The sequence below is a fragment of the Actinophytocola sp. genome (assembly GCF_049647105.1).
GTDB lineage: Bacteria > Actinomycetota > Actinomycetes > Mycobacteriales > Pseudonocardiaceae > Actinophytocola.
In genome coordinates this window covers 39052-52444 of record NZ_JBARWZ010000297.1, presented here as the reverse complement: position 1 = coordinate 52444, position 13393 = coordinate 39052, and the positions used below count along the sequence as shown (strand labels likewise).

The following is a 13393-nucleotide window of genomic DNA, read 5'->3' as shown; positions in this document are numbered from 1 at the left end:
CTTCCGGGTCGCTCCGAGGTTGATGGCCCGCAGGAACGCGACGTAGGTCGGCATGGCGCCATCCTGCCCGACCCGACGCGCCTCGAACCGTTGCGGCGCGAGACGTCGTACGGTGCCGTCATGCCGTGCGACTTCTGTGGGAAAGAGTTCGACCCGATCTCCACGAGGTGGCTGTGCCCGCACTGCCACATGAAGGCCAACTGCTGCGACGGCGCCCCGCTCGGCGTGTGACGCGGACGCCCGCCGCTGCGGGTCAGAGGTTGCCGCGGGCGTCCTGCTCGCGCTCGATGGCCTCGAACAGCGCCTTGAAGTTGCCCTTGCCGAAGCCCAGCGAGCCGTGCCGCTCGATCAGCTCGTAGAACACGGTGGGCCGGTCGCCGATGGGGGCCGTGAAGATCTGCAGCAGGTAGCCGTCCTCGTCGCGGTCGACGAGGATCCGGTGGCGCTTCAGCTCCTCGATCGGCACCCGCACCTCACCGATGCGGGCCCGCAGCGCGGGGTCGTCGTAGTACGAGTCGGGGGTGTCGAGGAACTCCACCCCCGCCTCCCGCATGGCCGTGACGGTCCCGATGATGTCGTTGGTGGCCAGCGCGATGTGCTGGCAGCCCGCGCCCGCGTAGAACTCGAGGTACTCGTCGATCTGCGACTTCTTCTTCGCGATCGCCGGCTCGTTCAGCGGGAACTTGACCCGGTGGTTGCCGTTGGAGACGACCTTCGACATCAGCGCGGAGTAGTCGGTGGCGATGTCGTCGCCGATGAACTCCGCCATGTTCACGAAGCCCATCACGCGGTTGTAGAACTCGACCCAGTAGTCCATCTTGCCGAGCTCAACGTTGCCGACGCAGTGGTCGACGGCCTGGAAGAGCCGCTTGCGGGGGCGCCCCGCCTTCTCGACGTACCCCGGCAGGTAGGGGCCGAAGTAGCGGGACCGGTCGACGAGCGTGTGCCTGGTCTCGCCGTAGGCGGCGATGGCGGCCAGCCGCACGGTGCCGAACTCGTCGGAGACGTCGTGCGGTTCCTCCAGGACCGTCGCGCCCTGCGCGCGGGCGTGCGCGATGCACTGGTCGACGTCGGCGACCTCGAGTGCCAGGTCGACGACCCCGTCACCGTGCTTGCGGTGGTGGTCGTGCAGTGGGCTGTCGGGGGCGACGCCGCCGTTGATCACGAACCGGGCCGAACCGGCCTTCAGCACGAACGACTTGTGGCCGCGCTGCCCGGTCTCCGGGCCCGAATACGCGACGAGCGTCATCCCGAACGCGGCCTGGTAGAACCACGCGGTCTGCGTGGCGTTGCCGACCACGAAGACGATGGCGTCCATCGCCTTCACGGGGAAGGGGTCCTTCGACTCGTCGTAGTCGACCAGCCCGACGAGCTGGCGCATCTGGTCGAAGGTGACGTCGTCGATGGTGTCGGTCATGTCGTCCTCCCGGTGGTGCGGCGGTGATCGCAGCATCGTTCGGACAGGGCAGTCTGCGCAACAGTGGCTAGAATTGCTGGACAATCTGCACGGATGTCAGCCACAGTTGGCGGACAAGATGAGCAGTATGTGTAGGAGGCGCGTGGAGTGTCGGAGATCGATCGGCTGGACGCCGAACTGCTGCTGCTGCTCACCGACGAACCGAGGCTCGGCGTGCTGGAGTGCTCGCGGCGGCTCGGTGTGGCGAGGGGGACCGTGCAGGCGCGGATGGACCGCCTCGAACAGCGGGGTGTGCTGACCGGGTTCCCGCCGGAGGTCCACCTCGCGGCGATGGGCTACGGCCTGACGGCGTTCGCGGTGCTGGAGATAGCGCAGGGCAAGCGCGCCGAGGTGACCGAACGCCTGCGTGCGATCGACGAGGTCTGCGAGGTCCACGCGACCACCGGCGAGGGCGATCTCCTGGTCCGCATGGTGGCGAAGTCCAACGCCGACCTGCAACGGGTGATCGACGAGGTGGTGGACGTCAGCTGGGTGCGCAGGACCTCGACGTCGATCGCCCTGTCGACCCCGGTCCCGTCCCGGGTCCGCCCGCTGCTGGAGAAGGTCGCGGGTACCTGAGACGCGGCGAAGGGCTTGGGCCGGCATCGCCGGCCCAAGCCCCACACCCAACAGACGTCTGTCCCCAGCGGTCCCGAGGGATCAGCCCGAGTAAGGCACAGCCTTCACGAGAGTCACCTTCTGCGTGGACCCGTTCGGCAGCTCGTAGGAGCGCGTCTCGCCTTCCTTGGCGCCGAGCAGAGCCTTCCCCAGCGGCGACTCGGGCGAGTACACCTCCAGCTCCCCCTCTGCCCCCTCCTCGCGCGTGGCGAGCAGGAACTTCTCGTCCTGGTCGTCGCCCTCGTACCGGATGGTGAGGACCTTCCCTGGCTCGGCCAGGCCGTCGTTCCTGGGCGCCTCTCCGACCTTGGCGTTGCGCAGGAGCTCCTGGAGGTGGCGAATGCGCGCCTCCTTCTGCCCCTGCTCTTCACGGGCCGCGTGGTAACCGCCGTTCTCCTTGAGGTCGCCCTCCTCGCGGCTCGTGTTGATCTTCTCGGCGAGTACCGGGCGATTCGCGATCAGCTCGTCGAGCTCCTGCTTGAGCCGACCGTAGGCCTCCTGGGTCAACCAGGTCACCTGGGTGTCGCTCACGGTCACCAACTCCTCGTCAATACTTCCGGATCCCGTGGATTCGGGGCGGTAGTCCCGGGTGGGCGGCGGACACCCGGAATGGAAAAACACGGCCCGCCAAGGGGGCCGTGCAGGTAGGTCAGAATACCACGGATGCCGGGATTGGCTTGTCCGTTTTATCCTGATATGCCGAGGGAGGCGGTCTAGTTCACCCTGTTGGCGGCATGTGCGTGGACAGATATGCCGGCACCTGATAGGAGCACCCGAACACATCGGCGGTTACCGGTTCGCCGCTGCTCGTGATGACCGTGGACATGGTCATGGTGCCCGCGCCAGGGGGGATGTACACCTCCCTGCGACCACCCTCGCTGCCGTCGAGCACCCGCGCACGCACGATGCACACCGCGGGCCGCTCCGGCGTGTCCCTGGTGATGTCGAACGTCAGCTTCATGCGGTCGTCCGGCAGGTTCGAGAAGCTCGTGGCCTGCGTCTCGATGGCAGCTGTCCCGAGGTTCTGGTAGGCGATCCAGGCCACCACACCGCTCACGACCAGCGCGATCGCGCCGATGACCCAGTAGGTCCGCTTGGTGGCGCGCCGCGGCTTGGTGCCGTAGCGGTCCTCCAGCATCGTGCTACCGGGGGCGGTCATCCTCGGGCCTCCAGGACAAAATGTCGGACCCGGCGGGAACAATGCACCCCGCCGGAGTGGTTCGTATGTCCGAGCCGAGTATCCGCTCATCGCCGAGGGCGGGTGACTCCGGGGGACGTTCAGGGAGGAACCGAAGGGTCATGGCTGAGAAGCTGCGTCTGATGACGGTGCACGCACACCCCGACGACGAGTCGAGCAAGGGTGCCGCCACGATGGTGAAGTACGTGGCCGACGGGCACGAGGTCATGGTTGTGACCTGCACGGGCGGTGAACGGGGTGACATCCTCAATCCCGCCATGGACCGGCCGGAAGTGATCGAGAACATGATCGAGTACCGGCGCAAGGAAATGGCCCGCGCCGCGGAGATCCTCGGCGTCCGGCAGCACTGGCTCGGTTTCGTCGACTCGGGCCTGCCGGAGGGCGACCCGAAGCCGCCGCTGCCGGAGGGCTGCTTCGCGCTCGTGCCGCTCGAGGAGTCGGTGCCGCCGCTGGTCAAGCTCATGCGCGAGTTCAAGCCGCACGTCGTCATCACCTACGACGAGAACGGCGGCTACCCGCACCCCGACCACATCCGCTGCCACGAGGTGTCGGTCGCGGCCTTCGACGCGGCAGGCGACCCCGACCTCCATCCGGAGGCAGGCGAGCCGTGGACGCCGCTGAAGCTCTACTACTCCCACGGCTTCTCCCGCAAGCGGTTCAAGGCCATGCACGAGGCGTTACTCGCCCGCGGTCTCGAGTCCCCGTACGCCGAGTGGCTGAAGGACTGGGACGAGGACAAGGGCGATGTCGCCGACCGGATAACGACGCGCGTCGAGTGTGGGGAATACTTCGAGAAGAGGGACGCCGCGCTGCTCGCGCACGCGACGCAGATCGACCCCAACAGCCGCTGGTTCATCGTGCCGCTGGAGGTCCAGCGGGAGGTCTGGCCGTACGAGGACTACGAGCTGGTGCGGTCCCTGGTCGACACCACACTGCCCGAGGACGACCTGTTCTCGGGGATCACGGAGAAGGTAAGCGCATGACTTCAGGTTCCGGCCCACTGTTTCTCGGGCCGGACTCGGTCTACCGGCAGGCCGACTGGCAGACGACCGCCGTGGTCGCGCAGCCCTCCCAGCCGAACGAGCCGGGCGGGCGTGGCGAGGACTTCGGCAAGTCGTCGCCGGTCGGTCTACTGGTGTTGCTGCTGTTCTTCATCGCGGTCGCGTTCCTGGTCCGCTCGATGACCAAGCACCTCAAGAAGGTGCCCGCGTCGTTCGACAAGGAGCCCGAGGACGCGGAGTCCTCGGCGGCTACCGAGCCCGCCGAGGGTAAGGCCGAAGAGGCGGACGCTCCCGCCGAGGACAAGAAGAGCTAGTGCCCCGTCCAGCCTCGTAGGCGGTGACGCTGCCCTGCGCGCGCGGCGCGCGGGGTGAGCTGGCGTTTGAGAGGCTGGTGTCATGGCGAACCGGCTGGCGCACGCGACGAGTCCGTACTTGCTGCAACACGCGGACAACCCGGTCGACTGGTGGCCGTGGTCGCCCTCGGCGTTCGAGGAGGCGCGGCGCCGGGACGTGCCGATCCTGCTGTCGGTCGGGTACGCGGCCTGCCACTGGTGCCACGTGATGGCGCACGAGTCGTTCGAGGACGCCGAGACCGCCACGGTCATGAACGAGAAGTTCGTGAACATCAAGGTGGACCGCGAGGAACGGCCGGACGTCGACGCGGTCTACATGACAGCGACGCAGGCCATGGCCGGGCAGGGCGGCTGGCCCATGACGTGCTTTCTCACCCCGGACGGCGAGCCGTTCCACTGCGGCACCTACTACCCGCCGACGCCGCGGCCCGGCCTGCCGTCGTTCCGGCAGTTGCTCGGCGCGGTCGACGAGGCGTGGCGGTCCCGTGACGCTGAGGTGCGGGAGGCTGGTGGCCGGATCGTCGCCGAGCTGCGCAAGCAGACCGCGGCGCTGCCGTTGTCCGCCGTGGACGATGCGGTGCTGGCGTCGTCGGCCGCGGCGATGCTCGCCGAGTACGACCGGCACAACGGTGGTTTCGGTACCGCGCCGAAGTTCCCGCCGTCCATGGTGCTGGAGTTCCTGCTGCGCCACCACGAACGCACCGGCTCGGTCGAAGCGTTGTCCATTGTGGAGGGCACGGCGAAGGCCATGGCCTCCGGCGGCATCTTCGACCAGCTCGACGGCGGGTTCGCACGGTACAGCGTGGACGCGGGCTGGGTGGTGCCGCACTTCGAGAAGATGTTGTACGACAACGGTTTGCTGCTGAGCCTGTACACCAGGCTCGCGCTGCGCACGGGGCACGTGCGGTATCGCGTGGTCGCGCAGCAGACCGCGGACTTCCTGCTGCACCGGCTGCGCACCGGTGCTGGCGGGTTCGCGGCATCGCTTGACGCGGACACCGACGGCATCGAGGGCCTGACGTATGCGTGGACCCCGGAGCAGCTCACCGAGGTGCTGGGCGCGGAGGACGGCCCGTGGGCGGCGGACCTGTTCGGGGTCACGGCGGAAGGCACGTTCGAACACGGCTCGTCGACGCTGCGGCTGCTGTCAGAACCCGGCGACGACGAGCGCCTCCACGAGGTGTGCCGCAAACTCCTCGAGGTCAGGGTGGAGCGTCCGCAGCCGGCGCGGGACGACAAGGTGATCACCGCGTGGAACGGCCTCGCGATCGGCGCGCTCGCCGCGGCCGGGGTCGCGTTCGACGTGCCCAGGTGGCTGTCCTCGGCGGTGACGGCGGCCGAGTTCGTGACGTCGGTGCACCTGGTGGACGGCAGGCTGCGCCGCGCGTCCCGTGACGGCGTCGTCGGTGAGGCGGGCGGTGTGCTGGAGGACTACGGCTGCCTTGCCGACGGTCTGCTTGCCCTGTACCAGGCGACGACCGACCAGCGCTGGCTGACGGCGGCGACATCGCTGCTGGACACGGCGCTCGCGCACTTCGCCGACCAGGAGTCCCCCGGCGCGTACCACGACACGGCCGACGACGCGGACACGCTGGTGTGGCGCCCGGCCGACCCGAGCGACAACGCGAGCCCGTCGGGCGCGTCGTCGCTGGCCGGCGCACTGCTCACCGCGTCGTCGCTGGTGGGCCCCTCGGACGCGGCCCGCTATCGCGCGGCCGCGGAGGAGGCGGTGTCGCGGGCGGGTCAGCTGGCTTCGCGGGCACCTCGCTTCGCGGGCCACTGGCTGAGCGTGGCGGAGGCGATGGCCAAGGGCCCGCTCCAGATCGCGATCGTCGGCCCGGCTGACGACGCCTGCCGCGCGGCCCTGCGGGAAACCGCGCTGCACCACGCCCCCGGCGGCTCGGTGATCCTGGTGGGAGAGCCGGACGAGAGCCCGCTGCTGGCAGACCGCCCACTGGTGGACGGCAACGCAGCGGCCTACGTCTGCCACGGCTACGTCTGCGACCGCCCGGTAACCGCGGTAGCCGACCTGACCAAAGCCCTGACCTAACCCCGCGAGTCCAACCCACACGACCCGCGAGACCAACCCACACGGCCCGCGAGTCCAACCGGCACGACTCGCGAGTCCGGCTCGCACGACCCGCGAGTTGAACCGGCACGACTCGCGAGTCCGGCTCGCGTGACCCGCGAGTCTCCCGTTCGCGTCCGCCGAGGCGGCGGTTCGCGCTCCGTCCGCCCGCGGCGAACACCCACCCTCTTGGCCGGAGCCTTCCGTAAGCTCGGTATCGATGTAATCATGTAAGCAGGAGGTGCGACATGGGACCGAGAGGACACCGTTGGGGTCCGGGACGCGGCTGGGGCGGTCCTGGTGGCCGGGGTTCCGGCCGGGGCGGCTGGCAGCAGGCCGACCTGCCGTCGGCGGACGACGCGTCCGCCTGGTTCGCGGGCAGGCTGCCGGACAGCTGGTTCACCGAGTCGCCGGTCGTGGTCGTGGACCGGGAAGAGATCACCGTGGTCGGCACGCTGCCGCCGCTGGAGGGCGAGTTCGCCGACGACGCGGCCCGCGCGGCCGCCGAGTCCGGCCGGATCAGCCGGTTCCGCGAGGACACCCGCGAGGAACGCATCGAGATCGCGCGCCAGGCCGAGCACCGCTACGGCCGCAAGGTCGCGTGGGGCGCGAAGCTCGGCAACACGGAGGAACTGTTCACGACCCTGTCCGTGCCGGTGATGACCCGGCTGCGGCAGGAGGAGCGGCTCGTGCTCGACACGCTGGTCGACGCGGGCGTCGCACGGTCCCGGTCCGAGGCGCTGGCCTGGGCGGTCCGGCTCGTCGGCGAGCACGCCGACGAGTGGCTGTCGGAACTGCGCGGCGCGATGTCGAAGGTCGAGGACCTACGCGCGAAGGGCCCGGAGCTGTAGCGAGGCCGTGGTCGTCCCCGTAACCACTGGGACGACCACGCCGCCGCTACGGGTACATCGCGAGCCAGATCGCGACGTAGTGGGAGGCCGCGGCCAGGACGGTGGCCGCGTGGAAGAACTCGTGGTGGCCGAAGATCGTGGGCCACGGGTTGGGCCAGCGGGTCGCGTAGAAGACCGCGCCCAGGGTGTAGAACGCGCCGCCGACCAGCAGGAGGACCAGGGCCGCGGCACCGGCGTGTGCCAGCAGTTCCGGCAGCACGAAGACCGCCACGTAGCCGAGTGCGATGTAGATCGGCGTGCCGAGCCAGCGTGGGGCGTTCGGCCACAGCATCTTCAGCGCGACGCCGAGCACCGCGCCGCCCCACACCACGCTCAGCACGATGTAGCCCGTTGGCTGGGGCATCGCCAGCAGGCAGAACGGGGTGTACGTGCCCGCGATGAAGATAAAGATCATCGAGTGGTCGAGGCGCTTCATCCACGCGCGTACGCGCAGGCTCACCCACCACCGCCGGTGGTACAGCGCGCTCACACCGAACAGGCCAAGCACCGTCACGCCGTAGATCGACGTGGCGACCGCCGCGGTGGCGGACACAGTGGACGCCGCCATCGAGATCAGGGTCGCGCCGAGCACCAGGGACACCCAGAACGACCAGAAGTGGATCACGCCGCGCATGCGCGGCTTCACGTGCTTGGCTGGGGGCTGGGTCAACGTCGTGGCTGGCACGCAACTCAGGTTACGGGACCGTAGGTAATGCTTCAGAACGCTGTGAACCGGCTCACGACCAGCCGACGACCTCGCGGTGCTCGACCGCGAGGCAGCGGTCCATCACCACGTCGAGACCCGCGTCCCCGGCGATCGTGGCGGCCATGGGGGAGATCACGCCGAGTTGCAGCCACAGTGCCCCCGCACCCGCCGCCACCGCCTCCTCCGCGACGGCCGGCACGTACTCGGGGCGGCGGAACACGTCCACGATGTCGATGGGCGCCGGCACGTCCGCGAGCGAGGAGTACGCGGTCAGGCCCTGCCACGACGTCAGCGCCGGGTTCACCGGGAACACCGTCAGGCCCGCGCTCACCAGGTATTTGGCGATGCCGAAGCTGGGCCGCGCCGGGTCCGCGCTGAGTCCCACGATCGCCACGGTGCGTGACTCGTGCACCAGCCGCTCGATCACCGTGAGGTCCTGCCAGCGCTGGTCGATGTCGGTTCGCCGCATGCTTCCAGTGTGCTCCACCCGCAGCGGGCGGCGTACCCTGCGGGGACGTGACACCAGCCTGGCGGAAATTCCGCAAGAACGCGGCGAAGCTCGTCTACGGCCTCTACGACAAGCGGCTCATCCAGCAGGCCGCGGGCCGCCACCCCCGGCACGTGGGTGTGGTGCTCGACGGCAACAGACGATGGGCGCGGGAGGCCGGGTTCACCGACGTCAAGCACGGGCACATCGCCGGCGCGAACCGCATCGCCGACCTGCTCAGCTGGTGCCGGGAGTCCGACGTCGAGCTGGTCACCCTGTGGCTGCTGTCCACCGACAACGTCACCCGGCCCGAGTCCGAGATGAAGCCGTTGTTGCAGGTCATCGAGGGCGTGGTCGACGAGCTGGCCGAGCCGGGCCGCGACTGGCGGCTGCGCATCATCGGCGCGCTCGACATCCTGCCCGACGAGACCGCGGCACGTCTGTCGGCCGCGGCGCGGCGCACCGAGGACCGCAACGGCATGGAGGTCAACATCGCGGTCGGCTACGGCGGCCGCCGCGAGATCGCCGATGCCGTGCGCAAGCTGCTGCAGAGCCAGGCCGAGGCGGGTAAGACCATCGAGGAGCTGGTCGAGGTCCTGGACGTCGACCACATCGCCGAGCACCTGTACACGTCCGGCCAGCCCGATCCCGACCTGGTGATCAGGACGTCCGGAGAACAGCGGCTGTCCGGGTTCCTGCTGTGGCAGTCGGCGCACTCGGAGTTCTGGTTCTGCGAGGCCTACTGGCCGGACTTCCGGCGCACCGACTTCCTGCGTGCGTTGCGCGATTACGCCATCCGCCACCGGCGTTTCGGCTCATAGCACAACAACGGGACCCCGGAAAACCGGGGTCCCGTTGTTGATTGCCGCGTAAATCAGTCGCAGGGCTCCTGCGGGTGCCAGATCGGCACGTGCGTGATGCCGAGACCGATGTAGAGGCCTGCCAGAATGGCGAGGGGGTGGTGGCCGAGCAGGCCGCCGCCGGAGCCGCCGCAGTCCCAGTACGTCGGGTACTCGCCCTCGCCGTCACCTTCCTCATCCTCGTCCACCTGGCAGGGGCCGCACGGGTTGCGCTGTTCTACCGGGCTCGCGTTGGCGACCGCCGGGGCGATCATCGAAAGGCCGATAGCGGCCGCGGCGACGACGCAAACTTTCTTCAGCACGTTTCATCTCCTTCAACATTGGGGTATGGGGAAACTCATGAGGTTAGTTATTCGCACTCCGTCGGAACAAAAGTATCGGTGTTTTCCTGGGTGCGCGTGGCCGAATACTCAATCGTGTTACGGAAAACCGCGATATTCATCTTTTCGATTTCCGAAGCGACTACGCGCAGATCTCTGCGTGATCAAGCGCTGACGTCTTGCCGCTGGTAGCAGGGCTTGTGGACGGTTGCTGTCGCCCAGGTGGCTGATGATCAGAACGGGCCTGTTGATCACGCCGGGTAGTCGGGTCATCGGGCGCAACCGGCATTCGCGTGGATCTCGGGCGCTGGTCACGAAACGAAAATCACCTGCGTGGCTGCCTGTCCGAGACAGCGATCCACGGGTAGCGTCCAAAGTGACGGGTCGTGCCCACGCGTTCCGTCCCGGGAGGCCCTGGTCGTGACGGCAACGATCGCGAGGGGGCCGGCACCCGGCCCTCACGGGCGGTGCGGCTGACGCTTCGGCGCAGACGTTTCGTCCGGTCAGGGAGGTGCCTGGCCCTTCGAGGAACACGCGGACGTCGGTGCGCGTTCGCCGAGGAGTTGCCGTGAGTGCTTCGCATTCCTCTTCCCATGACCCTGGCGACCAGCGCCGGACGTATGTCCTGGACACCTCTGTCCTGCTGTCGGACCCATGGGCCATGTCCCGTTTCGACGAGCACGCGGTGGTCCTGCCGCTGATCGTCATCAACGAGCTGGAGGGAAAACGCCACCACCCGGAGCTCGGCTGGTTCGCCAGGGAGGCTCTTCGGTTGCTGGATGACCTGCGGAAACGCCACGGGCGGCTCGACTCGCCCGTCCCGGTGGGCACGGCAGGCGGCACGCTGCACGTCGAACTCAACCACTCCGACCCGACGGTCCTGCCGTCCGGGTTCCGCACCGACACCAACGACGCCAGGATCCTGGCGTGCGCGCTCAACATGGCCGCCCACACCCCGGGCGTAGCGCTCATCACCAAGGACATGCCGCTGCGCATCAAGGCGGCGTCCGTCGGTCTCGACGTCGACGAGTACCGCGCGCACGAGGTCACGCCGTCCGGGTGGACCGGCATGGTGGACCTCGACGTCGCGACAGAGACGCTGGACGGGCTGTACCGCGACGGAGCCGCCGAGCTGATCGACTTCGGCGTGCTGGCTCCGGACGACTTCCCGACGAACACGGGCCTGCGGCTGCTGTCCGGGTCGCAGAGCGCGCTCGGCCGGGTCACCAAGGACAAGCAGGTGCAGCTCGTCCGCGGCGACCGGGAGGCGTTCGGCCTGCACGGCCGTTCCTCGGAGCAGCGGATCGCGCTCGACCTGCTGCTCGACCCGGAGATCGGCATCGTCTCGCTCGGCGGCCGGGCGGGCACCGGCAAGTCGGCGCTCGCGCTGTGCGCCGGGCTCGAGGCGGTGATGGAGCGCAACCTGCACAGCAAGGTGGTCGTGTTCCGGCCGGTGTACGCGGTCGGCGGCCAGGACCTCGGCTACCTGCCGGGTTCCGAGACCGAGAAGATGGCGCCGTGGGCGCAGGCCGTGTTCGACACGCTCGGCGCGCTCGTCAGCAAGCCCGTGATCGAGGAGGTGCTCGACCGCGGCATGCTCGAGGTGCTGCCGCTGACCCACATCCGCGGCCGCTCGCTGCACGACTCCTTCGTGATCGTCGACGAGGCGCAGTCGCTGGAACGCAACGTGCTCCTGACCGTGTTATCGAGGCTCGGCACCGGTTCGCGGGTGGTGCTCACCCACGATGTCGCGCAGCGCGACAACCTGAGGGTCGGCCGGTACGACGGCGTGGCGGCGGTGATCGAGAAGCTCAAGGGTCATCCGCTGTTCGCGCACGTGACGCTGACGAGGTCCGAACGGTCGCCGATCGCGGCGCTCGTGACGGAGATGCTGGAGGACCACGGGGCGTAGGTAGGGGTAACCCCCGGTCTGATTCGGGAGCTTCCCTGATGGTTTGACGGTCGTCGGAACGAGACCGTTGAGCCATGGCAAACCTGGCTCTCACCGCCCGCTCGCTGCCGGTCCGCGGCGTGGTCCTCACCGCGCCGCGGCCGGCGCCCGTCGGTGTCTTCCTCGGTGTGGCCGGGCTGGTTTTCGCCGCGCTGCTGATGGGCGGGCTCAACATCGTCGCGTTCGGACAGATGAGTCCACTGGACACGACGATGTCCGACTACGTGTTCGTGCCGGGTGCCGGCTGGATGTTCCCGGCCGCACTGCTCGCGATGTGCGTGGCGGGCGCGGGTGTCGCGGTCGGACTGGCGGCGCGCGGGTTGCTCCCCGGTGTGCTGCCGAAACTGTCGCTTGGCCTGGCGATGCTGGGTCTGTTGCTGGCGGCGGTGTTCCCGACCGACCTCGGTGAGGTGTCGGTGACACTGTCCGCGCTGATCCACCGGTATGCGGCCGGGGTCGTGTTCTTCTGCGTGCCGATCACGGCGGTACTGGTGGCGAGGCGAGTGGCGAGGCGACGCGCGTTGTACCTGGGGGCCACGGTCGCGTCGGTGCTGCTGGCGCTGTTCCTGACATGCCACCTCGGCCCGATGCCGGACGCACTCGGCGAGCTGAGCGGTTTGCTGCAGCGGTTGCTGTTCGTCGCGGAACTGGTGGTGCTGGGACAACTGGTGCGGGTCGTGTCCCGCCCGCCTGCGGAGTACGCACTGGCAGCCTGACGGCGGCATCGGCCGATTGAACGGTCCATTCGCTCGTTGGTGCCCCGCTGACCTGGGCATTTGAGATCAAATGGTGTTTGACCCGCGACGCCGCAAACTTGATAAACGAAGCGCTCCCGATAGCCTGCACGTGGGCAAACGGACGGGTCGGAGTCAAGCTCGCCGACTTTCACCGCGAGTCCTCGCCGTTCGCCACGCTTCCCGAAGTTCGCGATACCCGCAACGCCATTCGAGACCTGGTCACCACCTGAAAGGGATCTCTATCCGTGCCACGCATCGGTATCTCCGGACACTCCAATCTGACCACAGCAACTGCTCCGCTTGTCAGCTCTGAATCCGTACCGCTCTCGAACAGTACGCATCGGATGACCTCGTCGGCGTGACCTGCCTTGCGCGTGGCGCCGATCAGATCTTCGCCCGTGTCGTACTGGAATATGGCGGTGCCGTGGAAGTTGTACTGCCAGCCGCCGATTACCGGGACCGGAAGGTCAAGCCTGACAACGCTCAAGATTTCGACGAGCTGATCGGCAAGGCCGATGACGTTCACATCATGCCGTTCGCCGAGTCCAACCGGGACGCCTATATGGCTGCGAGCGAGCACGTGCTGTCCACGATCAACGCGCTTGTCGCAGTATGGGACGGCGGACCCTCCGGCGGCTACGGCGGCACCGCCGACGTCGTGGACGCCGCACGTAAACGCGGCCTGCCCGTCACCGTGATCTGGCCAGACGGCGCCGAGCGGGACTAAGGCACGGAACTGGGCCCGGAA

At 68.5% G+C, this 13393-nt stretch carries 16 protein-coding genes; 10 read left to right on the top strand and 6 right to left on the bottom strand.

Annotation, left to right across the window (positions count from 1 at the left end; genetic code table 11):
* On the top strand, positions 1-231 hold a 231-nt coding region (locus WBA97_RS36440), incomplete at its 5' end, for a hypothetical protein (protein ID WP_424235573.1).
* 22 nt (positions 232-253) lie between these two features.
* Here WBA97_RS36440 and hppD read toward each other — a convergent pair.
* Entirely contained in the window at positions 254-1417 is a 1164-nt protein-coding gene (gene hppD, locus WBA97_RS36435; RefSeq protein ID WP_424235572.1) for a 4-hydroxyphenylpyruvate dioxygenase, read from the bottom strand.
* A 147-nt stretch (positions 1418-1564) separates the two neighbouring features.
* Here hppD and WBA97_RS36430 point away from each other — a divergent pair, with 147 nt between their 5' ends.
* Positions 1565-2035, top strand: coding sequence for an Lrp/AsnC family transcriptional regulator (locus WBA97_RS36430; protein ID WP_424235571.1), 471 nt, complete (start codon positions 1565-1567; stop codon positions 2033-2035).
* Positions 2036-2116: 81 nt separating this feature from the next.
* Here the strand turns inward: WBA97_RS36430 and greA are convergent, their stop codons facing one another.
* Positions 2117-2614 (bottom strand): transcription elongation factor GreA, encoded by a 498-nt coding sequence (gene greA, locus WBA97_RS36425; RefSeq protein ID WP_424235570.1) that lies wholly within the window; start codon positions 2612-2614, stop codon positions 2117-2119.
* A gap of 178 nt (positions 2615-2792) precedes the next feature.
* Complete coding sequence (locus WBA97_RS36420) at positions 2793-3233, bottom strand: DUF4307 domain-containing protein (protein ID WP_424235569.1); 441 nt, start codon at positions 3231-3233, stop codon at positions 2793-2795.
* Positions 3234-3373: 140 nt separating this feature from the next.
* Here WBA97_RS36420 and mca point away from each other — a divergent pair, with 140 nt between their 5' ends.
* From mca to WBA97_RS36400, 4 genes are all read left to right on the top strand, one after another.
* Positions 3374-4255, top strand: coding sequence for a mycothiol conjugate amidase Mca (gene mca / locus WBA97_RS36415; RefSeq protein ID WP_424235568.1), 882 nt, complete (start codon positions 3374-3376; stop codon positions 4253-4255).
* Entirely contained in the window at positions 4252-4587 is a 336-nt protein-coding gene (locus tag WBA97_RS36410) for a hypothetical protein (protein WP_424235567.1), read from the top strand. Before mca ends, WBA97_RS36410 begins: the two co-directional genes overlap by 4 nt.
* 82 nt (positions 4588-4669) lie before the next feature.
* Positions 4670-6676: a thioredoxin domain-containing protein gene (locus WBA97_RS36405; RefSeq protein WP_424235566.1), complete on the top strand. Its 2007-nt coding sequence runs from the start codon at positions 4670-4672 to the stop codon at positions 6674-6676.
* 266 nt (positions 6677-6942) lie between these two features.
* The gene (locus WBA97_RS36400) at positions 6943-7545 is read left to right on the top strand and encodes a hypothetical protein (RefSeq protein WP_424235565.1); all 603 of its coding nucleotides are present in this window, start codon (positions 6943-6945) and stop codon (positions 7543-7545) included.
* 46 nt (positions 7546-7591) lie between these two features.
* On the opposite strand, the gene trhA is transcribed toward WBA97_RS36400, so the two are convergent.
* Positions 7592-8218, bottom strand: coding sequence for a PAQR family membrane homeostasis protein TrhA (gene trhA / locus WBA97_RS36395; RefSeq protein WP_424235577.1), 627 nt, complete (start codon positions 8216-8218; stop codon positions 7592-7594).
* Positions 8219-8321: 103 nt separating this feature from the next.
* Positions 8322-8759 carry a CoA-binding protein gene (locus WBA97_RS36390; RefSeq protein ID WP_424235564.1) on the bottom strand — a complete coding sequence of 146 codons (438 nt, stop codon included), beginning with the start codon at positions 8757-8759 and terminating at the stop codon, positions 8322-8324.
* Between the two features lie 47 nt (positions 8760-8806).
* Between WBA97_RS36390 and WBA97_RS36385 the strand changes: the two genes are divergently transcribed.
* Positions 8807-9598, top strand: a complete 792-nt coding sequence (locus tag WBA97_RS36385) for an isoprenyl transferase (protein WP_424235563.1) — start codon at positions 8807-8809, stop codon at positions 9596-9598.
* A 53-nt stretch (positions 9599-9651) separates the two neighbouring features.
* On the opposite strand, the gene WBA97_RS36380 is transcribed toward WBA97_RS36385, so the two are convergent.
* Positions 9652-9939, bottom strand: a complete 288-nt coding sequence (locus WBA97_RS36380) for a hypothetical protein (protein ID WP_424235562.1) — start codon at positions 9937-9939, stop codon at positions 9652-9654.
* 679 nt (positions 9940-10618) lie between these two features.
* Here WBA97_RS36380 and WBA97_RS36375 point away from each other — a divergent pair.
* The 3 genes from WBA97_RS36375 to WBA97_RS36365 all read left to right on the top strand — a co-directional run bounded on the left by WBA97_RS36375 (position 10619) and on the right by WBA97_RS36365 (position 13372).
* The gene (locus WBA97_RS36375) at positions 10619-11869 is read left to right on the top strand and encodes a PhoH family protein (protein ID WP_424235576.1); all 1251 of its coding nucleotides are present in this window, start codon (positions 10619-10621) and stop codon (positions 11867-11869) included.
* Between the two features lie 74 nt (positions 11870-11943).
* Entirely contained in the window at positions 11944-12624 is a 681-nt protein-coding gene (locus WBA97_RS36370; RefSeq protein WP_424235561.1) for a DUF998 domain-containing protein, read from the top strand.
* A 379-nt stretch (positions 12625-13003) separates the two neighbouring features.
* On the top strand, positions 13004-13372 hold the full coding sequence (locus WBA97_RS36365; protein ID WP_424235560.1) for a hypothetical protein: 369 nt from the start codon (positions 13004-13006) through the stop codon (positions 13370-13372).
* Positions 13373-13393: the final 21 nt, after the last annotated feature.